General features: G+C 40.2%; 27 protein-coding genes and 1 tRNA gene. 16 read left to right on the forward strand and 12 right to left on the reverse strand.

Annotated elements, in window-relative coordinates; genetic code table 11:
* The first annotated feature begins 328 nt into the window (after positions 1 to 328).
* The 6 genes from C7B62_RS06635 to C7B62_RS06660 all read left to right on the forward strand — a co-directional run bounded on the left by C7B62_RS06635 (position 329) and on the right by C7B62_RS06660 (position 3880).
* The gene (locus C7B62_RS06635) at positions 329 to 664 is read left to right on the forward strand and encodes a hypothetical protein (RefSeq protein WP_146132059.1); all 336 of its coding nucleotides are present in this window, start codon (positions 329 to 331) and stop codon (positions 662 to 664) included.
* Entirely contained in the window at positions 642 to 1175 is a 534-nt protein-coding gene (locus C7B62_RS06640; RefSeq protein WP_106233840.1) for a hypothetical protein, read from the forward strand. The genes C7B62_RS06635 and C7B62_RS06640 overlap by 23 nt, the downstream gene beginning before the upstream one ends.
* 244 nt (positions 1176 to 1419) lie before the next feature.
* Complete coding sequence (locus tag C7B62_RS06645) at positions 1420 to 2139, forward strand: hypothetical protein (RefSeq protein WP_106233842.1); 720 nt, start codon at positions 1420 to 1422, stop codon at positions 2137 to 2139.
* Between the two features lie 2 nt (positions 2140 to 2141).
* Positions 2142 to 3335 carry a hypothetical protein gene (locus tag C7B62_RS06650; protein ID WP_106233844.1) on the forward strand — a complete coding sequence of 398 codons (1194 nt, stop codon included), beginning with the start codon at positions 2142 to 2144 and terminating at the stop codon, positions 3333 to 3335.
* A 4-nt stretch (positions 3336 to 3339) separates the two neighbouring features.
* A complete protein-coding gene (locus C7B62_RS06655; RefSeq protein ID WP_146132060.1) occupies positions 3340 to 3639 on the forward strand; it encodes a hypothetical protein in 300 nt (99 codons plus the stop codon).
* Positions 3629 to 3880: a hypothetical protein gene (locus C7B62_RS06660; RefSeq protein WP_106233849.1), complete on the forward strand. Its 252-nt coding sequence runs from the start codon at positions 3629 to 3631 to the stop codon at positions 3878 to 3880. The genes C7B62_RS06655 and C7B62_RS06660 overlap by 11 nt, the downstream gene beginning before the upstream one ends.
* A 533-nt stretch (positions 3881 to 4413) precedes the next feature.
* Here C7B62_RS06660 and C7B62_RS06665 read toward each other — a convergent pair.
* Together C7B62_RS06665 and C7B62_RS06670 are read right to left on the reverse strand one after the other, a co-directional pair.
* Positions 4414 to 4485: transfer RNA gene (locus C7B62_RS06665), tRNA-Val, on the reverse strand.
* Between the two features lie 197 nt (positions 4486 to 4682).
* The gene (locus tag C7B62_RS06670) at positions 4683 to 5867 is read right to left on the reverse strand and encodes an NAD(P)H-quinone oxidoreductase subunit H (protein ID WP_106233851.1); all 1185 of its coding nucleotides are present in this window, start codon (positions 5865 to 5867) and stop codon (positions 4683 to 4685) included.
* Positions 5868 to 6072: 205 nt separating this feature from the next.
* On the opposite strand from C7B62_RS06670, the gene C7B62_RS06675 reads away from it, so the two are divergent.
* Positions 6073 to 7356 carry a folylpolyglutamate synthase/dihydrofolate synthase family protein gene (locus C7B62_RS06675; RefSeq protein WP_106233854.1) on the forward strand — a complete coding sequence of 428 codons (1284 nt, stop codon included), beginning with the start codon at positions 6073 to 6075 and terminating at the stop codon, positions 7354 to 7356.
* 37 nt (positions 7357 to 7393) lie between these two features.
* Here C7B62_RS06675 and C7B62_RS06680 read toward each other — a convergent pair whose 3' ends face one another.
* From C7B62_RS06680 to C7B62_RS06695, 4 genes are all read right to left on the reverse strand, one after another.
* Positions 7394 to 8293, reverse strand: coding sequence for a 3'-5' exonuclease (locus C7B62_RS06680; RefSeq protein ID WP_106233857.1), 900 nt, complete (start codon positions 8291 to 8293; stop codon positions 7394 to 7396).
* An 80-nt stretch (positions 8294 to 8373) separates the two neighbouring features.
* Complete coding sequence (locus C7B62_RS06685) at positions 8374 to 9531, reverse strand: cysteine desulfurase family protein (RefSeq protein ID WP_106233859.1); 1158 nt, start codon at positions 9529 to 9531, stop codon at positions 8374 to 8376.
* Between the two features lie 35 nt (positions 9532 to 9566).
* Positions 9567 to 9830 carry a hypothetical protein gene (locus C7B62_RS06690; protein ID WP_106233861.1) on the reverse strand — a complete coding sequence of 88 codons (264 nt, stop codon included), beginning with the start codon at positions 9828 to 9830 and terminating at the stop codon, positions 9567 to 9569.
* A 143-nt stretch (positions 9831 to 9973) separates the two neighbouring features.
* The gene (locus C7B62_RS06695; RefSeq protein WP_106233864.1) at positions 9974 to 10339 is read right to left on the reverse strand and encodes a cupin domain-containing protein; all 366 of its coding nucleotides are present in this window, start codon (positions 10337 to 10339) and stop codon (positions 9974 to 9976) included.
* Positions 10340 to 10419: 80 nt separating this feature from the next.
* On the opposite strand from C7B62_RS06695, the gene C7B62_RS06700 reads away from it, so the two are divergent.
* From C7B62_RS06700 to folK, 3 genes are all read left to right on the forward strand, one after another.
* Entirely contained in the window at positions 10420 to 10602 is a 183-nt protein-coding gene (locus C7B62_RS06700; protein ID WP_106233867.1) for a hypothetical protein, read from the forward strand.
* Positions 10603 to 10673: 71 nt separating this feature from the next.
* On the forward strand, positions 10674 to 11036 hold the full coding sequence (locus tag C7B62_RS06705) for a hypothetical protein (protein WP_106233869.1): 363 nt from the start codon (positions 10674 to 10676) through the stop codon (positions 11034 to 11036).
* 13 nt (positions 11037 to 11049) lie between these two features.
* Entirely contained in the window at positions 11050 to 11541 is a 492-nt protein-coding gene (gene folK / locus C7B62_RS06710; RefSeq protein ID WP_106233872.1) for a 2-amino-4-hydroxy-6-hydroxymethyldihydropteridine diphosphokinase, read from the forward strand.
* Here folK and queC read toward each other — a convergent pair.
* Positions 11538 to 12230, reverse strand: coding sequence for a 7-cyano-7-deazaguanine synthase QueC (gene queC / locus C7B62_RS06715; RefSeq protein ID WP_106233874.1), 693 nt, complete (start codon positions 12228 to 12230; stop codon positions 11538 to 11540). The genes folK and queC overlap by 4 nt on opposite strands.
* 65 nt (positions 12231 to 12295) lie before the next feature.
* Here queC and mnmE point away from each other — a divergent pair, with 65 nt between their 5' ends.
* Positions 12296 to 13669 (forward strand): tRNA uridine-5-carboxymethylaminomethyl(34) synthesis GTPase MnmE, encoded by a 1374-nt coding sequence (gene mnmE, locus C7B62_RS06720; protein ID WP_106233877.1) that lies wholly within the window; start codon positions 12296 to 12298, stop codon positions 13667 to 13669.
* A gap of 184 nt (positions 13670 to 13853) precedes the next feature.
* Here the strand turns inward: mnmE and C7B62_RS06725 are convergent, their stop codons facing one another.
* The 5 genes from C7B62_RS06725 to C7B62_RS06745 form a co-directional block, all read right to left on the reverse strand.
* Entirely contained in the window at positions 13854 to 15290 is a 1437-nt protein-coding gene (locus C7B62_RS06725) for a sugar transferase (protein ID WP_233219843.1), read from the reverse strand.
* A gap of 643 nt (positions 15291 to 15933) precedes the next feature.
* The gene (locus C7B62_RS06730) at positions 15934 to 17310 is read right to left on the reverse strand and encodes an IctB family putative bicarbonate transporter (protein ID WP_106233882.1); all 1377 of its coding nucleotides are present in this window, start codon (positions 17308 to 17310) and stop codon (positions 15934 to 15936) included.
* Between the two features lie 258 nt (positions 17311 to 17568).
* Complete coding sequence (locus C7B62_RS06735) at positions 17569 to 19125, reverse strand: histidine kinase dimerization/phospho-acceptor domain-containing protein (protein WP_233219845.1); 1557 nt, start codon at positions 19123 to 19125, stop codon at positions 17569 to 17571.
* A gap of 314 nt (positions 19126 to 19439) precedes the next feature.
* Positions 19440 to 20132: a GUN4 domain-containing protein gene (locus tag C7B62_RS06740; protein WP_106233887.1), complete on the reverse strand. Its 693-nt coding sequence runs from the start codon at positions 20130 to 20132 to the stop codon at positions 19440 to 19442.
* A 261-nt stretch (positions 20133 to 20393) separates the two neighbouring features.
* Complete coding sequence (locus C7B62_RS06745; RefSeq protein ID WP_106233890.1) at positions 20394 to 21119, reverse strand: response regulator transcription factor; 726 nt, start codon at positions 21117 to 21119, stop codon at positions 20394 to 20396.
* A 229-nt stretch (positions 21120 to 21348) separates the two neighbouring features.
* Between C7B62_RS06745 and C7B62_RS06750 the strand changes: the two genes are divergently transcribed.
* The 5 genes from C7B62_RS06750 to C7B62_RS06770 all read left to right on the forward strand — a co-directional run bounded on the left by C7B62_RS06750 (position 21349) and on the right by C7B62_RS06770 (position 25172).
* Positions 21349 to 22779 (forward strand): NADP-dependent isocitrate dehydrogenase, encoded by a 1431-nt coding sequence (locus C7B62_RS06750; protein WP_106233893.1) that lies wholly within the window; start codon positions 21349 to 21351, stop codon positions 22777 to 22779.
* A gap of 231 nt (positions 22780 to 23010) precedes the next feature.
* The gene (locus tag C7B62_RS06755) at positions 23011 to 23739 is read left to right on the forward strand and encodes an ABC transporter ATP-binding protein (RefSeq protein ID WP_106233896.1); all 729 of its coding nucleotides are present in this window, start codon (positions 23011 to 23013) and stop codon (positions 23737 to 23739) included.
* Positions 23740 to 23928: 189 nt separating this feature from the next.
* On the forward strand, positions 23929 to 24069 hold the full coding sequence (psb30, locus tag C7B62_RS06760) for a photosystem II reaction center protein Ycf12/Psb30 (RefSeq protein ID WP_106233899.1): 141 nt from the start codon (positions 23929 to 23931) through the stop codon (positions 24067 to 24069).
* A gap of 103 nt (positions 24070 to 24172) precedes the next feature.
* Complete coding sequence (locus tag C7B62_RS06765) at positions 24173 to 24634, forward strand: DUF3293 domain-containing protein (protein WP_106233901.1); 462 nt, start codon at positions 24173 to 24175, stop codon at positions 24632 to 24634.
* Between the two features lie 166 nt (positions 24635 to 24800).
* Positions 24801 to 25172, forward strand: coding sequence for a phage holin family protein (locus C7B62_RS06770; RefSeq protein WP_106233973.1), 372 nt, complete (start codon positions 24801 to 24803; stop codon positions 25170 to 25172).
* Positions 25173 to 25235 lie beyond the last annotated feature (63 nt).

Here is a 25235-nt window from a genome sequence, read left to right on the forward strand (position 1 = left end):
CTTACTTCTATTTATTCCCCTCGCGAAGCCCTACCCACCCCTAGTATATTCCTCTGGAGCGTAAGCGGAATGGGGTATTTATATGTAATCATCGAATTTAAGCGATGTCAAGTAAACTTAATATTTTATTTACAATTACTTAATAAATTTAGCTAGCAGAAATAAAATAGTAATTAAACCGCTAAAATTCGGTGTTTTTACGGTTACAAAATACTATTTAAGAACTTATTCAGAATAAGTTCTTAAATATCAGTTCTTGCTACCCTTGAATCAAGGCTCTAGGAGACGGTAAGAAAGAGCCTAATTAAGTTAATAAGACTCAAGAGTAATGATGGATGAAATAGAAACTATCTCCTGGCGTGAGCTTACAGGAAATAAATTCTTGCGTACTATTGACCCTGCAATGCTAACCGAAAAAGGGTACGTCAAAAGGTCTGCTCTCAGACGCATTGGAGACAGGGACAAAACTATGTTTGATGTGGTTTACGATCGCGAGTATTTAATTAAGGCAATTGGCAAAACTGTCTGTAAGCATATGTTTATTATTGGCAAAGAAAAGACCTTAGAACTTGTCAGTGAAGCTTGGGATACTTGCTATCCCAATTCAAGCGAGAATCATCTACAAGCCAGGAGGGTAGTTGATGAGAACTACGCCAAAATATAAATCTAAAGTTGTCTTTTTTGACACTGACAAGCAAATAGTTATTGATAGTTCTGAGGTTGAAAGATATCGTAACAAAGCACGCTTAAGGCTACCTGAGAACATTACTAGGTTTGACTCTCAGCATGAGTTCAAGGTTTACCTGGAGCTATGTAGAATCTATGGGGCAGACAGAATAGTCAGGCAGTATCCAATCGAGCTTATCCCTCCTGGACAATGTTACCCAAAGGGGAAAACCTGGAAAGTAGATTTTGCTATCAAAGATGCTGACAAGAGAGAAGCCTTAACTACTCTGGTAGAAGCTAAAGGCGCGCTGATGCCTGAATTCATTAGCACTCTTGCTCATTTGGAAGTAAATGAGCCTGATGCTTTTGAAGACCTTGTTGTTGTCTTTAGTCGCTCAATACCTACTGATAACAAAGTAATCAAATCTCTGCTGAATAAGACTTACGCCCCCCAATTTTATACCCTTAAGGAGTTAGAACAATCGACACACGAAATTTCACACCTATAACTTCCCTTGAAGATGTACGTCTAGTCACCCTGATAGGCGTAGCGATTAACGCAATTGAGAGCTGTGCAATTGAGATAGGTGATGATCCTGATTACATTCTAGCAAGCAGTCTTTACACGATCACTAAACACATACATGAAATGGGTACAGATTGCTATTTAGAAAAGCTAATTTCTCATTACTCATTACTTAAAGAAGCGATCAACTAGCTCATTTCACTTGCATATATGCAATCAAGAATAATATGGTAGTCAAATATTTAGACCCGTGGAAAGACGACCTTTACGGCAAGCTTAGAGGAGACAAAACAGATGCGTATCTTAAAATCACTTTTGATGAAGCTCAGGTACATAAGACTGATGATGCTTATATACTTGCTGCTTTTGTTACAGCCTATCAGGGTGTGGTTAGAAACTTTAAACCAGAAAATCCGCTAACACCTGGTTTATGTGCCGTACCTATTTACGGTCAAGAATATGAGATTAGACAGAAGGATAAGGATGGCAACTGGACGGGGGTTAAGTATCAGCCTTCTAAGTTTGAAAAGGCTCTCTATGAGAATATCCAAACCCATGAGTCGCTTTGGATACCCGAAGGACAAGGCATCAAAGGAGAGATTACCTTTATGCCTGATGGGATGTGTGCCAATATGGATGCCCCCACCTTAGATGGTCTGGTGGCAGCTAACAGTCAAACTAATCCCGTTCCTCTCACTGGTAAACTTCCTGCTTTCACTCCTCCTAGTGGCAACGCTCAACGGAAAAGCTCTGGCAAATCTTACGGCTTATCCCCAGACGAGCGAATCATCTTCATTAAGAAGCAGCTTTGTAATGACTTAGCCTCGTCAGGTTTCACCACTGAAAACAGCTTGCCCCTGTTAATCCAGCAGATGATTAATGAGCATCCAATGGATAATGACTTACTTACGATTTACTTCGATACAATAACCGCTTGCGCTAGATAATTATGTCTTTCGACTACTCAGTTTTATATAAATCTGAGGATGGTATAAGTAACACCTGGAGGGAGGTATACGATGAGAATTCCTCTCTTCCAGAGAACTTACTTTGCATCCTACAAAGTTCCGTCTTTTTGCCTCATGATTTTTACGATCTTATTGCTGCTTACTTTCTCCTCCCTTCTGCTTTGTGTAACGTTGTTCCTTACCTATTTCTTCACGGACAGTCGGGGAGTGGGAAGTCTACACTTGCTAAGGTTGCTAAACATCTGCACGGGGTTGCTTTTAACTCTTCTAGTGATACTTTTGCAGGGATAAGGAACAGCTTAGACCAACGACGGACTACTTGGGTAGAAATGCCCTTACCAGAAGATTCAAGGCGTACCTACAGTAAGCAGGTAGAGAAAAATACTTGTATGGTCTGGGATGATGTAGACGCTTCTGTATTTATTAATTCCCCTGACTTGTACCGCCTCTTCAAGTTTGGCTACGACCGTAGCACCGACAAAATTACTCTATCATCCAAAGAAGTTGGTCAAAACTTAGAATTTAGATGCTTTTGTCCCAAGGTATTCTCAACCATCTCCCCACTGCATCTAGATGACCGTTTTAGGGAGCTAAAACGAAGATTGATTGTTATCCCCTGTAAACGAGTAGAGGAGATACCAGAGGCTCGTTTAAGCGAGATGGGGATTACTGTAGATAACTGGCAACAGAAGCTACTAAACATCGATGCTTACGACTGGTCTGGTTTTAGTAAGGAGTTCCAAGCTTACTGGGACTTGGATAAGGCTCAAGCCTTTATTGAGACTAGGCGGGAGCTTACTAAGTCAAAGGTAGGCTTAACCTCTCAGCAACTAGCGATCAGTGTTGACCTGCTTACTACTGGTATCGTTGCGGGTATCTGGGAGGATAGACACCACGCTGTTACTAGACTTAAAACCTACTGGGACTGGTTCAAGTCTGAGACAGAGCAAGGCGCTGGGTTGGGACAGTTGTTGAAGAGCTTTTTAGTTAGCGAGATTAAAAGCTGTCAAGTTTCAGGTAGGACACCAGAGGTTTATTCTTGTTCAATCCGTCAACAGGTTAAAGCTTGGGTGGAGATGGGCTGGCTTTACGAAGCCCCCAAAGGGACGATCGTTAGAGATTTGATGTATGACTTGGGCTGGCGTTTTAATGAGGGCAAATGGAGGAAAGGATAAGAAAATGAGATTAACACAAGAGGAAGAGCTAGAAATGATTAGCTTTTTAATACGTGACTTGGGACACTCTGAAGATGTATTACTATCCTTCCCCTCAGATATAAAAGAGCTAAAGCCAGAGCATAAATTCTTGCGCAATGTACCTGCTACTGTTGTGTCCTCAGCAGTCTTAAGAGCAAGCTTTCTAAAAGTTTTAATGAGCAAAAATAAGCTTCCTCCTTTGACTAAGGAGGGTTATCGGCTAATCGATCTCTGGACGAAGGTTGGAGATGGTCTACCAGAGGAGGAAGTTGATGATACCTAAAGACACTACGGCTTTTTACAACCTTATCCATGCTATAGATGACCAGGTAGCCCGTTTAGGTTGGTCAAAGGAGAGATGTATCGTTTACATCAAAGATCGCTATCATGTGCGTTCTCGTTTGGCTATGACAGACGAACAGCTAAAACACTTCTTAAAGGTGCTTAGTAGCATGAGTATTCATGCTACCAGTGAAAGGTCAATTATTCGAGTAGGCAGAAGAAGAAAGAAGAAGCATATCTAGGAAGTGTTAAATAAGTTATTTAACACTTCTCAAAGATGCCTCTAATAAGACTAGCAAAAAGCTTAACTCGCTCTAACTAGATATCCCCCTCTTAGATGAGGCGGGGGCTTATCCTCTCCTAGGAGTGATATCTAATTGTCATCAAACCTCAAGCAAACAACGCTTAAGAAGAGTTTCAAATAGGCTTTTCCGCCCTGTAAACGGGTTGGTTAGTCCATTTGACAGATCTGGAAGATAGTAGTATAATGAGCGCTTTTTTGAATACTTGGGGTAGCTCCTCTCAGGTCAGGGCTGCTAGACAGCTACAGCTCAATTTAATTTAAGGCAGGCTGAGGATAGAGGTCATGATTTTTTATGACCTCTATTAGTGCATAGCTATTTAAGCGTTTAATAAATTGGGGTATATATGTACCCCGTTTACTTATCTCTTGACGATCGCTATAGTTACTTTTGAGTAAGTTTTGAGTAAAGCGCCATGCCTTACAAGCAGGACGTCACCGTGAAAACCAGTCAAGGATTGAGCGGAAGCGAAATGGGCGATACTGGATTTGAACCAGTGACGTCCTGCTTGTAAGGCAGGCGCTCTACCGCTGAGCTAATCGCCCAAATATGCTGTTTAGACACTTGGTTAGTATAGCAGCATTAAGGTTTTTTGTGCAAATAGGCAGAGCAAAAGCATACTCAAGAATTAAGGAATACTGAAAATGTCAGGCGATCGCCTTGAGTAAACCCTTGACGTTAATTTAATAAAAAAGGTGGGTAAATCCCACCTTTAGTTAAATGTAGCTTGAATTATATTATTCTAGCGATCTACTGATCCCATAATGATGTCTACACTGCCGAGAATGGGCATTATATCTGCCAACTTAACGCCCTTTAGTAGTTCAGGTAAAATCTGAAGATTGTTAAAGTCAGGGGCGCGAATTTTCCAACGCCAGGGAAAGACATTATCGTTACCGACGATAAAGATACCTAATTCACCTTTACCACTTTCCAATCGAACATAGTGTTCTCCTGCGGGCATTTTGAAGGTGGGGGCAACTTTTTTGGCAATATACTGATATTCAAAGTCATTCCACTTTGATTTACGTCCTTCTGCCATTCTTTGTGCTTCCAGGTTTTCATAAGGGCCACCAGGAATACCTTTTAATGCCTGACGAATAATTTTGATTGCTTCGCGCATTTCGCGCACCCGTACTAAGTAACGAGCAAAACAATCTCCCGCAGTCTCCCACTGGACATCCCAATCAAAATCGTCATAACATTCGTAGTGGTCTACCTTGCGTAAATCCCATTTGACTCCCGATGCCCGTAGCATTGGCCCTGACAAGCCCCAGTTGATTGCCTGAGCGCGAGAAATTGTGCCGACTCCTTCCACTCGCCGACGGAAAATTGGGTTATTGGTGATCAATTTTTCATATTCATCAACTTTTGGGTCGAAATAATCACAAAAATCTGTGCACTTATCAATCCAGCCATAGGGTAAATCGACGGATACGCCACCAATACGAAAATAGTTATTGTTAATTAATCGTTGTCCTGTGGCTGCTTCCCAAAGATCGTAAATTAACTCTCGTTCGCGGAAAATGTAGAAAAAGGGAGTTTGTGCGCCCACATCCGCCATAAATGGACCAAGCCACAATAAATGGTTGGCAATGCGGTTCAACTCCAGCATGATGACTCGGATATATTGAGCGCGTTTAGGTACTTCAATACCTGCCAGCTTTTCGGGAGCATTAACCGTAATGGCTTCATTAAACATTCCTGCTGCATAGTCCCAACGACTTACATAGGGAACATACATGACGCTAGTACGACTTTCGGCGATTTTCTCCATCCCTCGATGAAGATAACCGATTACGGGCTCACAATCGATGACATCTTCCCCATCAAGGGTAACAATGAGGCGCAAAACGCCATGCATTGAAGGATGATGAGGTCCCATGTTGAGAATCATGGGTTCGGTTCTAGTTTCTATCTGTGCCATAAATCAGCGCTTTGTCTTAATATGAGGAATTATTATCTTCAACTGCAACTTTGTTATCTATCTTATCTAGTTTCTTGACCTGAATATGACATTACATTATTTACTTGATTCCGAGTCGATTAATAATTCTTAAAAAAATTAAAGACTCCGACCATGCCATAGATTATGATTGTCTGAGTGGCGATATTTCGGCGGAGTTGTGGAGATGGTAGTTCAGGAAAATAGGATTAGCACTCTTCTAGATCCTTTTCAACGTTTCGGCGTTCACCTAGGTTTAGAGCGAATTAAAAAACTGCTAGCAGACTTAGGTAATCCTCATCATCAAGTACCGATTATTCATGTGACAGGTACTAACGGGAAAGGTTCTGTCTGTGCTTACCTCTCTTCGATCTTGACCGAAGCAGGTTATCGAGTCGGGCGCTATACTTCCCCACATTTGGTCGATTGGACAGAACGTATCCAGATCAACGAACAGGATATTGCCAATAATGCTTTGGTAGAAATCTTACAGGAAATACAGTCGGCGATCGCCACGAACACCCCCAGTCCGACTCAATTTGAAGTGATTACCGCAGCAGCCTGGGTCTATTTTGCGCGATCGCAAGTCGATCTAGCGGTGATTGAAGTTGGCTTAGGTGGTAGGCTCGATGCTACAAATGTCAAGGATAGTAGCTTAGTGAGCGTGATTACATCCTTGAGTAGAGAACATTGGCAACGTTTAGGCCCTACTCTAGCTGATATTGCTCAAGAGAAAGCAGGAATAATTAAAGCTAATTGCCCTGTAATTGTGGGTCAACTGCCAGCATCAGTCAAAGAAGTGTTTAAGGCGAAGGCAGAAGAATTAAATGCGCCCATGACCACCGTTGAACCTGCTACCGAAGTAAAAATTACGGGAGCTAACCAAATCACCTGGGCAAACTATCAAGATTTGCAATATCCGCTGCCTTTGTTGGGTCAATTTCAGTTGAGTAATTCGGCGATCGCTATTGCCACAATTAAAGCTCTGCAACAGCAAGGATGGCTTATTCCCGAACTAGCAATTCAAACTGGTATGAATAAAACTCGCTGGCGAGGAAGATTGCAGTGGACAACCTGGAATGATCATCCTTTGTTAGTTGACGGCGCTCATAATCCCGCAGCAGCGATCGCCCTACGTCAGTATGTAGACACCCTCAACCAGCCTGTTACTTGGGTAATGGGGATGTTATCTACCAAAGATCACGAAGATATTTTTGAGGCGCTGTTAAAGCCCCATGATGAACTGCATTTAGTTCCCGTGCCAGGTCATAGCAGCGCCGATCCTGAAGAATTAGCTGCTTTGGCAATTCAAGTTTGCCCTCGTCTCAACAATTGCCAAACCCATCAGGATGTTGCTCAAGCACTGGATGTGGCGATCGCTCAATCTAATCAAGATTCAGACCGATTAACTATTTTATGTGGCTCTTTATATCTTATTGGTAGCATTAGTTGTTTAAAACAGAATGTTTAGAGTTAAAAGCAATTTTAATTTACTTTGCTTTATATTATTAATGCTTCTTAATTTTAATACTCCACGTTTCAACATAATCAAATAAGCTATTATTCAACTTCCCTTGTTGCCAAAGTTTTCTTACGGCATGATGATTTACACTCGTGGTTTTGAAATCATCGGCAAGTTCTTCTAATGGCACTTTAGATTTGACTTGAGTAATACTATCTATACGCTCAACTTGCTGACCATTATTCAAGGGCATATTATTTCTCTCTATTTTTTTGAGGTAAAGACCGCATTTAGTTTTAATGATGTCTTCTCTTTTGCTTAGAGCTAAACGTTGTGCCGATATTTCTTCTAATTCAAGACAAATATTAACTAAGTCATCATTGTTGTTGATCTCAAGAATCTCAGAATCTTCTTCAATTTCAGCATTAGCTATTTCCTGCAAAATACGAAGTGTTTGTCGACAATCACCTTGAGCAGTATGATCTCCACCAAGTTTTTCAGTATTCTTTGTACCTGTAAATTGCTGACGAAGACGCATGAGACAAAATGCTTCTTTTACAGGACTATCGTATCCATATAAAGCTGCGGTTTGCATGATCATCTTTTGATCAAAGCTAGAATTGTAGGCAAGCATTATTTTGCCAGCAAGAGCCTGATTTATTTTGTCAGCGCTATTATCCCAAGTAATTGCACCTTTTTGTTGCAAAACCTCCTTGGTAAGACCGTGTTTGGAAATTGTTTCAGGCAAAATCATCCCCGTAGGCATAAAAAAACACTCAAGTACAATCTCTCCCTGTAAGTTCATAGCACATATCTCTAGGACTTCTGCGCTATCGCCTAATCCTGATGTTTCGGTATCAACAATGATATATTTATCAGAATTGCTCAAAATTTCTTGAGCTTTGAATATGGCATGATTTCGCTTGGTTACTTTGCTCAGAATCATCTTAAGTTATGTAGTTATAATTCAAATAAGATTCTGCATCTTAAAAAAATAATTGTCACTACTAGCCAAACAAAAATAGGTCATATAACTGTACGTAAGGATTTTATTGTGGCGATCGCTATTTTCCCTACCGTCGTAATTTCTTCTGGGGTATTAAACCGACCAATGCCAAAGCGTAAAGAAGCATGGGCTAGTTTTTCGTCTCGACCTAAAGCAGTTAAAACATGAGAAGGTGCAGTAGATTCAGCAGAACAAGCCGAACCAGAAGAGACTGCTACTAATGGCTGTAAAGCTAGTAACAAAGCCGAACCGTTGACCCCTTCAACACTCAAATTAAGATTATTTGGCAGGCTATGAGTAAAATCGCCGTTTAAATAAATACCATCTAGAGGTTCAAACATCGACCAGAGTTGTTGTTTAAGCTGCATGAAACGCTCTGATTCACTTTTCATGGATTCCACTCCAATTTCGAGAGCTTTAGCAAAGCCAACTATCTGCGGAGTATAGAGAGTACCCGATCGCCTACCTCTTTCTTGTCCGCCTCCTTGAATCTGAGAAGCTAACTTAACTCGGGGATCGCGACGACGTACATACAACGCGCCGATCCCTTTTGGCCCATAGATCTTGTGAGCAGTTAAAGACATCAAATCAATGTTCATTGCTGCTACATCTAAAGGAATTTTGGCGATCGCTTGAGCAGCATCGGTATGAAATAATACTCCGCGACTATGACAAAGTTTGCCTATTTCGGCTAAAGGTTGCAGTACGCCTATTTCGTTATTAGCTGCCATGACAGAAACCAAAATCGTATCCTCGCGGATGGCTGCTGCTAGCTTGGTCAAATCTAAAATGCCGTTGGACTGCACAGTCAGATAAGTAACCTCAAAGCCTAGCGTTTCTAAATAAGCACAGGGATCGAGTACTGCCCGATGTTCGGTAGCCACGGTAATCAAATGTTTACCTTGATTAAAATAAGCTTCGGCAACTCCTTTGATCGCTAAATTATTGGCTTCCGTTGCCCCACTGGTAAAAACAATTTCTTCAGGAGTAGCGTTAATTATCTGGGCAATTACTTCTCTGGCATTTTTTACGGCAGCACTAGCTTCCCAACCATAAATATGAGTATTGCTCGAAGGATTCCCAAAACTCTCGGTAAAGAAGGGCAGCATTGCTTCTAATACCCGTTGATCCACGGGAGTAGTGGCGTGAGCATCTAGATAGATTGGGCGTTGATCCATAGTTTAAATATCAAACTTTTCATACCTAAGTATAGCTAGCGTGATTGGCACAAGAATCGACGAACATGGCGAGAACCAATACGAACGATCCAAATTTGAGCGTCTGGGTAACGAGCTTCAAGACGATCGCAAGCAGCAATTTCACTAGCATCGACTTCAAATGCTCCAGTTTCAAGATCGATCGCCACTATCTTGCCACGATTACCTTCTTCGACTTGCGATCGCACCTCAGACTCATACAGAGCGTCACCCCTCTGGGCAAATTCTTCTTTGCTATATCGGGGTTGTCTGAGTGCCATAAGTTTGACCTCGCTACGACTTCACTACTTCATTTTAGCTTGGTGTCGCGATCGATGGCTTAGGCTGCACTAGAATTCCTTACTGCGATCATCTCAATGTATCGCTCCTAACAGTTGTTCCAGATACAAAGCCCATTTAAACGTCAAATCCATATTCCATCGATAGCTGTTTTCTCACCAACTATATCGCCTGTATTAATTGTTTTGGCTATTTCGACTAACATAGCTTGGCATTCATGCTGTGCAGATGTTTTATGCTCCATCCCTTTCGGTATGATAAACATTTCTCCATCTTTTATGATTGCATCACCATCTTTAAAGTGAATCGTCATTTCCCCATGAATCACGATAAAAACTTCATCCGTATCGCTATGATTATGCCAGACAAATTCTCCTTGGAATTTGACAAGCTTAAATTGATACTCATTCATCTGAGCAATAATTTTGGGCGACCAGTGTTCAGAAAATTTAGAAAATTTATCCGCTAGGTTAATTGGTTCGTAATTCATACGTCTAATGTGAATTAGGAAAAAGTGAGGAAAAGAAAGAAGATGAAAGTTACCAAGCTCATCATCAAAAATCCTTCCTCATGAATAACATAGACTTTGAAAGTGTAATTATCACAGTATTTGTTCTCGTAGACGACTGGTATCAGGAAGAAGGGAAAGCTCTCAAAGCAATATCTCCAGGGGCTAAGGCTGAGATGAGCGATAGCGAAATAATCACCCTGGCGTTAATCATGGATTATTTACCATTTCCAGGTGAAACTTAATTTATTGGCTTTATGCGAGCTGGGGAAATATATATTGCTCAGTAATCACTAGCCCGTAATCAATAATTAATATGCTTCACTATAAATTTAATCCACGAAATCATCTTTGTTCTCTAGTTTGGACGTTATTTTTATTGATTACCGTAACCAAAGAAACTAAGCTCATCAACGGTGTTACCTGTGCTGCATTGTTTGGTTTGCCTACCATTGTGGCGGGAATTAATCTACGAGAAAAAGCCGAATGCCATCGCCGTCGACGAATTATTAAAATTATTACAGAAAAGCAAATGCTCACTGTTGGTCAAGCTGCTAACATCTTGGATATTCCCGCCAAGGAGGCTGAGGTATTGCTGAGTCAACTCTACCGAGAATCAAGAATTGATCTTGGTAATCGCAGTGATGACATGGCTGTTGTTTATCTTCCCTCAAAATAAATAATAAAATAATATGACAGAATGCGCGATCGCTTTAGGCAGTAATCAAGGTGATTCTCTAAGCATCTTAGAGAGTTCTCTCAATGTTCTCAATCAAATTCCTGGGATTGATCTCAAGACAACTTCAAGCTGGTATCAAACCAAACCTGTCGGTACTGCCGAAGCCCAGGATGATTATCTCAACGGCTGTGTTTTATTATCTGTCGCCCAAACTCCAGAAGAATTATTAGCTATTTTGCAAGCTACGGAACTTCAGTTTGGCAGAACCAGTAAAGGAGATCGTCAACCCCGTACTTTAGATCTAGATTTACTGTTGTATGGAGATTTAGTCCTCAACACGCCAAACTTAACTCTACCCCATCCCAGGATGACAGAAAGAGCATTTGTGTTAGTACCCTTGGCGGAGATTGCTGCTGACTGGATTGAACCAAGATCGGGGACGAAGATTGCTAAATTACTGAAAAATATCGATACGAGTGGTGTGCAGCTTTTTATGATGGCTTAAAGCTTAAAACTTCGCTCGTTTACCTGGTCACTGGTGAGATCTGATCTTCCTGCTTCAATTAAAGCGCGATCGCGTATTCGACAAGAATCACATAAACCACAGGGGTTTACGACTCCCTGATAACAAGACCAAGTATCGGCAATAGGTACATTTAACTCCAAAGCGCGACGAACAATATCAACCTTCGAATCTTCTACCAAAGGAGCAACTAATTGAGGGGCATTACCTTCTACTCCCGCTTTGGAGGAAAGATTAGCCAACTTTTGATAGGCTGCCAAATATTCGGGGCGACAATCTGGATAACCAGAATAGTCTATAGCATTAATCCCTAGATAAATCGCTTGAGCATTTTTTGCTTCGGCAAGGGAAAGAGCGATCGCGAGAAATACCGTGTTGCGTCCTGGTACATAGGTAGAAGGAATAATATCAGGCTGTAAACCTCCTTGAGGGATTGCCATCGATTGATCTGTTAAGGAAGATCCCCCCCACTGAGATAGATCGATATCGGTGATAAAGTGTTCTGTAATTCCCAATGCTTCAGCTATTTTTTTCGCTGCTGCTAATTCCTTTGCGTGTCTTTGACCATAGCGGAAAGAAAGAGCAATAACCTGATACCCTTGGGCGATCGCAATCGCTGCTGTGGTGGCGGAATCCAATCCTCCAGAAAGTAAGACTACTGCTTTATTCATATTTATTCAGGCAAATTTATCATTTAATATAAATATAATCAAAATTCATCTATTTAATAGCTCAAATGCCTATCCAGGGAGAAACCATTGTAGCGATCGCCACTGCTATATTACCCCAACAGGGTAGCGTTGGCATCGTACGTCTATCAGGCACCAAATCTCTGGCGATCGCGAAAAGTCTGTTTTATTCCCCTGGAAAGCAGGAATGGTCATCTCATCGCATTCTTTATGGTTATATTCGCGATCCCGAAACCAAACAGACCATAGATGAAGCGCTACTAATGTTAATGCTGCAACCTCGTTCTTTTACCCGCGAGGATGTAGTCGAGTTTCACTGTCACGGCGGAATTATTGCGGTACAGGAGGTTCTACAGCTATGTGTAGCCCAAGGAGCAAGATTAGCCCAGCCAGGAGAATTTAGCCTCAGAGCTTTTCTTAATGGCAGAATTGATTTAACTCAAGCTGAAAGTATTGCTGAATTAGTCTCCGCTCAATCAAAACAAGCCTCGCAAATAGCTTTAGCAGGTTTACAGGGTAAATTAGGCAGTCCGATTCGGGATCTGCGCACAACTTGTTTAGATATCTTGGCAGAAGTAGAGGCACGTATTGATTTTGCTGACGATTTGCCACCATTGAATGAAGCGCAAATCGAGCAACAGCTAGAGGATGTGTTAGACCGAGTAAACCAGATCTTGGCAACAGCAGAACAAGGAGAATTATTAAGAAACGGTTTAAAAGTAGCAATCGTTGGCTGCCCTAATGTGGGCAAGTCCAGTTTGCTAAACGCATGGAGCAAAAGCGATCGCGCCATTGTCACTGATTTACCAGGAACAACTCGTGATGTAATTGAGTCTACTTTGGTAGTTGCGGGAATTCCCATTCAGGTACTCGATACCGCAGGGATTCGGGAAACTGTCGATACTGTGGAAAGAATTGGGGTAGAGCGATCGCGTAGAGCAGCCCAAGATGCCGACTTGGTTCTCTTGACTGTTGATGCTTCCCAAGGCTGGACAGATGAGGATCTAGAAATCTATCAACAAGTAAAACATAGACCTTTAATCCTCGTAATCAATAAAGCCGATCTAGCCTCCCCCAAGTCTCTAAACTATCCCCAGGAAATAGAATCCACCGTCCATACTAGTGCTGCTCATCATCAGGGAATTACGGCTTTAGAAACGGCAATTATTAGTCTGGCTCATCAGGGTAAAGTAATGGCAGCTAACTCAGAAGTAGCAGTGAATCAAAGACAAGCATCCGCCTTAACTAGAGCCAGAGTTGCCCTCAAGCAGGTGCAAGAAACTGTCACCAATCAACTGCCCTTAGACTTTTGGACTATTGACCTTAGAGGTGCAATTCAAGCATTAGGCGAAATTACAGGAGAAGAGGTTACCGAGTCTGTACTTGATCGCATTTTCAGCCGTTTCTGCATCGGTAAATAGATTCAACTTACTCAACGGGGGAAACCTCCGCAACCTAACTGTCTCGCAATGAGCAGTTACTTTTTCTTTCAATAAGAGGATTGCTATTAAGGAAAGAATTTCTTTTTATTTCTTCGTGAACGAAGAGGTTATAAACCTGGTTAATCAATTGATCATTGTTCAATGTTCATTGATCATTGATCAACTACCTACCTTTACCTAGTATAACTACTCTTAAAGTCTTAAAAGCGATCCCTAAATCCATCAATAGAGAATAGTTCTTGATGTAATACAGGTCATACGCCACCTTTTGATAAGCATCTTCAACCGAAGCACCATAGGGGTAACAAACTTGCGCCCAGCCAGTAATTCCAGGCTTAACCAAGTAGCGCACGTCATAATAAGGAATCTGTTCTCTTAACTGCATATCGAATTCAGGACGCTCAGGACGAGGACCTACCAAACTCATCTCTCCTTTAAAGACATTCCACAGTTGAGGCAGTTCATCAATTCTCGTTAGGCGAATAAACGAACCAACTTTAGTGATACGAGGATCTTTTGTTTTTGCCCATTGAATTCCTTTCGATTCAGCGTTTTGATACATTGAGCGAAATTTGTAAACTCGAAACTTTTTCCCGTTTAATCCAGTTCTTACCTGTGAATAAAAAATTGCACCTGGACTACTTAACTTAATGGCGATCGCCACAGGAATAGTAATCGGTAGAGATACAACAATCATTACTGCTGCCACTACAATATCAATTAACTGTTTTAACTTAGCTTTAATTCTATTGTGTAAAATGTTGAACCCAGAAGTAAAGGCAAACCAGTCATCCTGAACATAGGCAGGAGGAATCTTTTGCCAAAATCGCTCACAAAAATCAGCAATACTATACACATAAACTCCTCTTAACCTCATATCCATCAAATCTCTAACCATCTGTTGAGATAAGCTTCTGTCCGCACCATCAATGAGAATTCCTGACCAGTACTGTTGTTTCCAAGTAGAGTTTAGACCATTTATTTTATTGAGTACTGCTGTATTGCTGTTGGATTGATTATAAACATCGGAATTTTCACTGGCAAAATCAGTAAAAGAAACAAATTCAGTCGGAGAGTTTAATTTGCGGTGTTCTTTCCCAAAATCGACAACTTTTCGATCATCACCTAATACTAAAAATCGGCTAGGTTGCTGATTTGTTTTGAGCCATCCATCTACAATTGTTCTGCTGATTACTGCCCAGATAGAAAACAAGCCAACGCTAATTAATAAGACACCCCTACCGACAATCGGCTCACTACCCCACAATCCTGTAATGTAAATCAGAGAAGTCACCGCTGCCACTGTAGCGACTATACCCAATATTGCTCTTTCTGAAAGGCGAACTCCTGAAACTTCTCGATTGAGTTTGTAGGTATCGGTTAAATATAATCCAAATAAATATATCGCAATCAGAGCATATAGAATTGGCATCCCTAAATCTAGAGATTTTGATACTCGCAACTCTAACGCTAAATTAAAGCACAATAGTAAACCAATGATATCTCCGATAACCAACAAGCAGACTATAATCATACGAGATGTATGACTATACATTAATAGAGTCGATACATACTTAGACGATCGCTTACCATATAGCATAAATTTGGATTATTAAAAAGGCTAGTTCAAGGGATTTTTATAGTTTAATTCTACAGGACAAACTGTAAATTTACCTATCAATTATAGTTACTTTATCGTCAACACAATCTGTGGTTTTACTGATTTATATAAATTAATAATTGAAGAGAATGTATTATTAATAAATCCAGGTAAAACAACCAAATAAAGCGCTTAAAGTAAAATTACATTAACTTATTGTAAAATCTTAAAATATTATTTTTGATGTATTACAGCCGTTTCCAATTGAATAGACTACGCTCTTAATTAATTAACTCGCAGCTCTAAGCTATAAGCCATAAGCTTTAAGCCTTTTCTAATCATTCTAATAACTGTGGTCTACTAACGTGAAAAACGCTGTAACCCTCTTTTGTCAGACTCTGAAAACTTTTGTCATTTCAAAAATCTAGAACCTTTATATAGAAAAGAATTGCTCTGTTTTTTTTTTAAAATAAAAGCTTAAAGCTAAAAATGGCTGTAATTCTTTCACTGTAAGGATCGATCTCGGAAAGCGACAAAAGAGGGGTAAGTACTAATATTTAAGCGGGGAAAAAGCTTAAAAACCAAGCATTTAATCAAGTTGCGATCTGCTGTCCCCGCATTCTTAGGCGGGAACAAACAATTACTAATCGCTAACGCTACTTTTAACGTCATCGTAAAAACTGGCAATAATCGCCAATAGTAGCCACCAAATGGTATTAATTTGAGGACGATACCAAACTGTATCGACAACTCCGTGGAAAGCTAGGCTAGCAGTTGCAGCGATCGCCGCAATTAAATAAATACCTCGTTTATTTCTACTTTGGCGCAGACGAGATAGCTGACGCAGACCATGATTACAGGTAACAGCTACTAGCCAGATCAAGCAGCTAAAGCCTAAATATCCCATCTCGACAATATGTTCTAGATAGATAGAATAGGCACTTAACGCAGGATAGCGAGAGTCCATGTAGCGAGGGTAAATTTGATTAAAAGCATCGTGTCCTGGTCCGATGCCAATTACGGGATAGTCTTTGATAATTTTAAAACAGGCTTCCCAGACATTAATCCGAAAATTGTTGCTACTATCCTCTCTCCCTGCAAAAATACTCATCAATCTCAAGCGTAGAGGTTCTAAAGTAATAAAGGCAATGAGTAATAGTCCTGCAAGAGAGCCAAATACTAACGGTAACAGCCAGATCTGCCAAAATCGAGGCAGATATTCGCGCCACCAAGCATAAAACAACAGTAGTAATGCGCCAATTAATACTGCCATTGCCAACCAAGCACCACGGCTATCGGTGAAATACAAACAGGCTGAATTTACCGCCGTCATAATTATTGCCAAGGTTGTTTGAATCCAGCCCTGCCAGATAAAGATCGCAGCAATACTAAAAGCGATCGCTGGCAATAAATAACTTCCCAGTAAATTAGGATTTCCTAAGTAACTATATACCCTGGTATCGTTAGCCAGAGGAGAATTAGGATCGTTCCAGGTTGCTAATTGCTGTACGCCAAAAAACTCTTGGCGCACGCCATAAGAGCTAACTATCAAAGCCGTCAAGAGGTAGCTAGTAATAATCCAGTTAAATAGCTTGGGCGATCGCAATATTTGAGCAGCTAGAGCAAAAAGAACTAGATACAAGGTCAAAGTAATCCAACCATTCAAGGCAGCAGACTTGACTGGAGAAAAGCCCGTGGCAACTGTGGCGACACACCAGTACAAGAACACCAGAACATGTACAGGAGTGATAATGGCTCTTTTATCTGCTGTGAGGGTGTTAATCAACCAATATCCCGCCACTGCAACCAGCAGCAAGCCAATTAGAGGTGTAGAGATATAGGGAGCAAGTAACAACACGATACTGATTAAAGCTGCACCAATTGCTTCAGACCACTGAAAGAGCCAACTGCCCTCTCGCCAGTCTGAAAGCCAGCCTGAGAATCGATGGAGATAGCTTCCCTTGAGCCACTGATTTAACTGAGGTTTTGAAAGGGTGATAATTGACCAAGCCGATTTCATGGATGAGATCATTAAGTTCCAAATTGAACATTAACATCCTAAACCACGTTTTCTGACAATCTCTGAAATACTTAAATGTTTTCTACAAATGGCATGACTGAGGATAGGGGACTAGTACCGCTTCGCTTAAGTAATAAGTAATAAGTAATAAGTTAGATATGATCGGGGTTTCAGGTTAACAAAATGGTGTCTTTACTTAAGCCTTCATCTACTAGGGAGAGTTGATCTGGATCATTTTTTTTGTATTTCCAATAACATTCAATTGATTGACTTAGCGGGGGGAACTTGCAACAAATAACGATAACCTGAACTAGGAGAACCTTGTACGACTATTTTTCCTCCGTGCATTTCGATTAAGTAGCAGGAAAATAGTAGACCTAAGATATCGCGGGGAATTTTATGGGTACTTTTGTCTAAAGTGTTTTCATCATTAACAACCATCATCAAAGCTAAAGAAGTTAAGACTGGGGGAGTATGAGGAGTTAGAACCTCGCTTCTAGCTGTTTGACGAGCATCTTCAGAATTTTGATTAAAGCTTAATGCCTTTGTTACCCCATGAGCATAGAGTTTTGCCTCACTAAAATCATTTCCCAGCCAGGGATGAGAAATGCTGACGGTAATGTTTAAGGCTTGACTACGTTGAGAAACATGAATCTGAATCTCTCCACCAGGTTCTGACATTGCTAAAATGCTGGCAACGAGATAATGGAGAGCTTGGCGAATTTTATCATTATCTAAAGTCCACAGCCGATTTCCTGGCTCGATGGACAATTTTAATGTCTGCTGATGTTGTTTTGATAGATCTTCTAGGCTATTAATTACTTGCTGACACAACATTTCAATATCTACAGTCGTCGGCTTAATTTCCGAGTTGGAATCGCTCAAAATTCCTAAATTAACTATTTCATCAACTAAACCAATTAAGTTTTGACCACTATCATGAATAATTTCTAAATACTCTTTTTGTTTAACCGTCAACGGACCATATACTTCTCGGTGCAGTACACTTGCCATGCCAATGACTGAAGTTAAGGGTGTTTTTAGCTCTTCAGTTAACTGCGAAAGCAGCTTGAGCTTAATCGGACTAGTTCTCGTGGGGTCTAATCTCAATTCAGCTTGTTCTGTAATAGCTAGTTGATGTTTGGATAATGAAGCGCCAGCAATTTTGTCACTTTGCCACCAAGATTGATGGGAGTGACGAATTAAACTTGGTTGATTTTCAAGCATTCGATTTAGCTCAAATTCCCCTAAACACCAACGAGCAAGCAATGCTAGGTAATCTATATCTCGGTCGTTGAACTCTCTTGCTACCCAGTCCATTACTTCTAAAGTTCCAATGCAAACTCCTGAAGCAGTTACTAGAGGAACTCCCAAATATGCTCTGATGCCATAATGCTGAGTTAAAATGCTGTTGGTAAAAGTAGCATTGTTCAAAGTGTTAGCAATAGATAAAGGCTGCTGGCTGTCAATTACATAAGTGCTAAAAGACTCTTGAAGCGATATTTTTCTTTGAGTAGCAAGCTGGTTAGTTAAATCAATAGCTGACAAGCCTACGGCTGACTTAAACCACAGTTCATCCTCCACAACTAAGCCTAAAATGCTGATTGGTGTATGAGCAAAGCTTGCTGCTTTTTGCGTAGTTTCTTCTAAGATTGGCACTGCTTGGGGAACCATTAAGCCGAGTTCATTGAGAGTGGCTAATCTTTGTTCTTGTCTGACGATAGGGGTAAGACCGTCTAAACGGCAAAAAAGCTGGTTTTTCGGTTTAACCATATTGTTGATTGACAATCCTAAATCTACTGCTTCCACTGGCATCACTAATTTTTTAATTAAAGTTATTGTTTATTGATGCAGTAGCTAATTCTGCATAAGTTAATTTCTTTGCAGCATTACGCGATCGATTTATTCTGCTCTAACTTAAAATTACAGATAAAAGGTCTGCGCGTTTTTTAGCCTGCTCACTCTAAAGTTCCCGAAAAAGTAGTTGAACAAACATTTTTAGCACAAAATATTCGACTTCTTAGGCATAAGAACGCCAGAAAATACCCAAATTAGGCTATTGAAACCATATCTGGCTGTAAATTTCATAAATTTGACTACAAAACCTTAATTTATGATTGCTCAATTGCTCAATCTTGCTTTGTCCAAGCGGGATGAGTAAAAATAGCGTCAATCACCCTAACTCCCCGTAGCTGATTAGATAAAGGTAAGTGACCTGCGGGAGCAGATAAATCCCAGGTAAAGCCTTGAGGATAACGAGTCCAAGCATTACCAGATTTCCAATTGATTTTTGTCCATAGTTTAGTAAAGTCCTTGCCCACAGACAACCAAATACGTCTTTGTACCGAAAACCCAAATTTACCAACAGAAGACATGAGCCACAGTCGATCTAAAGTGATTAAATCAGCGCTCGGCAGATTAATGACCTCGGTAAAGTAAATCCACTTGCGCTCTGTCGCAGCAGCTCCTGCTAGTTCACACATTTTTTGCAAAGTTAGCATATCAGCGCCCTGAAAATCTTGCTGTGCCAGCAACTTCTGTAGTGGTTGATAGTCAATTCCTGAAGTCGATGTTAAAGGTACAACTCCAAGGGGAAAGTTCTGCTCTAAAAATGCTTGAATTCTGGGATTGGTATTAAGATACAAAGCATGATATGCCTTGCCTAGAGCTAAGTTCTCAGACTGTTGTTGATTATCAATCATCCAATTCATCAGAATTTGCCGATCTGATTCCGAACCTTCTAATAGTTGATCGACTATTTTTAATTGATTTTGCTCAGATTCTAAATATATTGAATGATTGATGCTGCTAATATTCTGCATGTAATCTTTTCCTACCGCGAAGTGCTTACCTAATAAACAAACTTCAAGATTTTAACTAAACTTTGCACCAATGCTGACAAACTTCAATGAGTGTTTGTACTTAGTCATATTGCTATGCAAATATTATCATAATTTTGGAGCAGAAAACGCTTCAAATTATCTTGGCATTGGGATTGCTTTATTTTCCCAAGTTCAACCAGCACGATCGCAATTAAATTACGCCGACAATTTCGCTCAGGTGATGTTATGAAAGTAAGTAAGTTAAGCTTTTTCATATCCTTGCTCATAAGCAAAACGAACTAGCTGGGTGCGATTGTTTAAGTCGAGCTTATTGAGAATATTACTAAGATGGGTTTGAACGGTTCTGGGGCTAATAAACAAGCGATCGCTGATCTGTTTGTTTGTATATCCTTGAATAGTTTCCCAAAAAACTCTCTCTTCTGCGGGAGTTAGGGGCAATGGCTCTGGCAAAGAAGCAGCCACAGCAGTATCCTCATCTTTAATATTCTTTGGTGTCACACTGGTTTGAATCTCTCCAGCACAACCATTAAGCAGAGTATCTTTGACCTGTGAATAAGCTAACTGCTCAATCAAATGAACTATTTCAGCATGAACCCGTCGCGATCGCTCAATCAAGGCTTCAATATTTGCCAATAGTTCCTTCATCTCAAAGGGCTTGGTTAAATAGTTATCTGCGCCAATCGTATGACCCTGAACGCGATCGTCAAGTTCACCCTTGGCTGACAGAAAGATAAACGGAATCAGCTTTCCTGATGGTTGCGATCGCAGTTGACGGCAAAATTCAAATCCATCCATTTCAGGCATGGAAACGTCAGAAACGACCAGATCTGGGACATCTTGACTAAAGCTTGCCAAGGCATCTGTGCCAGAACCAACAGAAATTACTTGATACCCTCTTTGTTCTAAAGAATTTTGCAAAATTTTTCGCAAGGTTAAATCATCGTCTACTATCAGTATTTTTTTCATTGTGGATGAGATGATTAGAGTAATTAAATTTAAATTTTTGGCTGTTTTTTATTTATATTTATTATTCTGCCATCAGACACAGCAGGAACATAATTAAAAATCTTACTTAAGATCTGAATTTAAGTTATGCCTGAGCAAATGTAGGACGAAATATTTTGCTACTGTCAATGCACGGCTACTTAATTGTACTGTAGCTATATTCAGTTTGTTTTAACTAGACCTTTATGTTATGTACGAAAAACTTATCTTGCCAACTATCGGTTCAAAGATCACCTTTAAAGATGGCAAACCTATTGTTCCCGACGATCCCATTATTCCTTTTATTCGTGGGGACGGGACGGGGGTTGATATTTGGCCCGCCACAGAAGCGGTAATTAACGCTGCGGTGGCAACTGCTTATCACGGACAGCGTAAAATTAACTGGTTTAAAGTGTATGCAGGAGATGAAGCCTGTGAACAGTATGGCACTTATCAATACCTGCCTCAAGATACCCTAGATGCGATTAAAGAATATGGCGTAGCTATCAAAGGACCTCTAACTACCCCTGTAGGTGGAGGAATTCGCTCTCTCAATGTGGCTTTACGCCAAATTTTTCAGCTTTATGCTTGTGTGCGTCCCTGTCGCTACTATCAAGGAACTCCCTCCCCTCACAAATATCCTGAAAAACTCGAAGTAATTGTCTATCGGGAAAATACAGAAGACATTTATCTAGGAATTGAATGGAAACAAGGAGATGAAATTGGCATGAAGCTGATTAATCTTTTAAACCAAGAGTTAATTCCCAGCACTCCTGAACATGGTAAAAAGCAAATCCCTACAGATGCAGGAATTGGCATTAAACCGATTAGTAAAGCTGCTTCCCAGCGTTTAATCAGAAAAGCTATTCAACATGCATTAACCTTAGCGCCAGAAAAACAGCAGGTAACTTTAGTTCATAAAGGCAACATTATGAAATATACCGAAGGTGCTTTTCGCGATTGGGGTTATGAACTAGTCAAGAGCGAATTTCGTGCCGAATGCATCATTGAAAGAGAATCCTGGATTCTTAGTAACAAGGAAGCTAACCCTCAACTAACGACGGAAGATAACGCCCGTCAAATCGATCCTGGCTATGATTCCTTAACTCCTGAAAAACAAGCCCAAATTTGCCAAGAAGTAGAAGCTGTTTTAGCCGAAATTTGGGATACTCACGGCAATGGTCAATGGAAAACTAAGGTGATGGTTAACGATCGCATTGCTGACAGCATTTTTCAGCAGATTCAAACCCGTCCTGATGAATATTCAATCTTGGCAACGATGAATTTAAATGGAGACTATCTTTCTGATGCAGCAGCAGCCATCGTCGGGGGCTTAGGAATGAGTCCTGGGGCAAATATTGGTGATACCTGCGCTATCTTTGAAGCTACTCACGGTACAGCCCCAAAACATGCAGGATTAGATCGCATTAATCCTGGTTCGGTTATTCTTTCAGGAGTGATGATGCTAGAGTTTATGGGCTGGCAAGAAGCTGCGGATCTGATTCAAATGGGTTTGGCAAAGGCGATCGCGAGTAGAGAAGTAACTTACGATCTCGCGCGGTTGATGACTCCTGTGGTAGATCCTCCTTTGAAATGTTCCGAGTTTGCTCAAGCAATTATCAAATATTTTGCTAAAGTTTGATTAATCTAAATTATTAATACTAGTTTGAGATCAAGGCAAAGCTTCGATTTGTTGCTTTTGCTTTGATCGCTCTTAGATTAATTTAATGGTAATGTTTTGCACCTGTATTATATCTGTCCAATAACTTTGAGAATATTGGCAATATTAGTTTTCCAAGCTAAAAAATTAAGTTATCTAAAATAAATTATTGTTACCAATAAACAGGGCTGAGATTTTGGCACTAGTAAATTCATGAGTACAAATCTTCTCGAAGTCAACAATGTTCATGCGGGATACGTTAAAGACCTAAATATTTTGCAAGGCATCAATTTTCGGATCGCGCCTGGAGAATTAGTTGCCGTGATTGGACCCAACGGCGCGGGTAAATCTACTTTAGCCAAAGCTATTTTTGGCTTGCTGACTCCACAACAGGGAGAAATTATCTTCAAAGGGAAAAACATTGTGGGGCTAAAATCAGACAAAATTGTCAAACGCGGAATGTGTTATGTACCGCAAATTACCAATGTTTTTGCTTCATTATCCATCGAAGAAAACCTGGAAATGGGAGCGTTTATTCGTAGTGGCTCTCTCGATTCTCTTAAGCAAAAAATTTATACCATGTTTCCTAAATTAGGTTCTCGTCGTCGTCAAAAAGCGGGAACTTTATCAGGAGGAGAAAGACAAATGTTAGCGATGGGGAAAGCATTAATGCTAGAGCCTGATTTACTTTTGCTCGACGAACCTTCTGCTGCTCTCTCGCCAATTTTAGTTAACTCTGTCTTAGAGCAAGTAACCGCAATTAACCAAACAGGAACAGCAATTGTTTTAGTCGAACAAAACGCGAAGAAAGCTTTAGCAATGGCAGATCGAGCTTATGTACTAGAAAATGGTTGCGATCGCTTTGAAGGTAAAGGTATCGACTTGTTAAATGATCCCAAAGTGGGAGCATTATATTTGGGTGCAGCTTTTAAATCCGACTAAAAACTGATAATTGAGTTTATCGTCAGATTAATTTAAGATTATTCTTAGTGGCGTGGCGCAATGAAAGTTTATATATTTTTATATCGTTGCTGAAAAACGTTAGATATTTCCCAGGTATTATAGGTAATGGCTTGCGGGACGCGCCAAAACTTTTTATAGATTTAATTTAGTTAAACTTCAGGAGAAAAGATGGATTTTGTAACCAACATTTTTAGTGCTGTGGGCGGTATTAACTTTACCGTAATTTTTCAACTGCTATGTCTGGCTTTGATTGTGATTTCAGGCCCAGTAGTAATATTTTTGTTAGCTTTACGTGGTGGCGACCTCTAAGAAAATTTTTATATTAGATTTTTTTTGTCATACTGCTCTTTGGGTTTTACCTAGGGAGCAGTTTTGCTAATCAAGGTTGAAAAAAACTCAATTTATCAGATTAATGCACCAGCAACGCAACTTAGCCAAGGTTAATGCAGCTTTACAAACGGCTTATGAGCAAGCGATCTACGAGGTCTACTATGGTCAAGAAACGATTAAGATTTATATTGGCGAATACTGTCGACCATTAGATTACTTGATTGCTAAATGCGATTACGCTCCGCGTAGCCTTACGAATCGCCCTACTTGGGCATTAATAACCGCTGCAAATCCCTATTCAAAACCTCTGTCTGAGCTAGAAAATCAACAGCGTCAGCAAAAGTTGATTGAGTATTTACAAGAGTTGCCATGGTCTTGGTTAGATGCTGTAGGCAAGGATCGCACTGGGGTTTGGACTCCAGAACCTAGCTTGTTGATCTTGGGTATTGACCGTTTTGAGGCGATCGCTATAGGTCAAAAATTTGAGCAAAATGCTCTTGTTTATGGCGAGTTAAACCAGCCAGCGGAGCTTCAATGGCTATAAATATAAAATTGAAATAGTAGCATTGATCTTTAAAGCAATATAAATTTAATTGTTCGTATCATGTGACACAGAAGTTTACTGAAAAATAAAATTTGTCTGGTAAAAATTAGTAAATTAGCATTTTTGTTCTAATGTACAGAAAATTCAAATGATCGGATTTTCTGTTATGAACATTATTGCTATTCTCGTTTCTTTGATCGTAACTACTATTAGTTTGCTAATTATTTCTAAACTTCCTTTGGGAATTGAGATTGACAATTTACAAAAAGGCATAATTGCTGCAATAGTCTTTGGCATTCTCAATGCCGTACTCCATCCAATTTTGACGGCGTTTGGCTTACTTACTGTGGTAACTTTTGGCTTGGCTTCTTTAGTAGCTAATATAATTATCTTCGGACTTGCAGCATTATTAGTTGAAGGTTTTAGACTGCGTTCTAAAATTTGGAGTCCGATTATTGGTGCATTTGCCTTAAGCGTAATTAACTCAATCATTTTCAAAATTCTTGAGAATGTAGGAATCATCACGCCAACACCCTAGTACCGCTGCGCGTAAGTAATAAGTAATAAGTAATAAGTATTGATTTATCAGCTTTTACAGATT

The organism is Pleurocapsa sp. CCALA 161 (assembly GCF_003003995.1).
GTDB lineage: Bacteria > Cyanobacteriota > Cyanobacteriia > Cyanobacteriales > Xenococcaceae > Waterburya.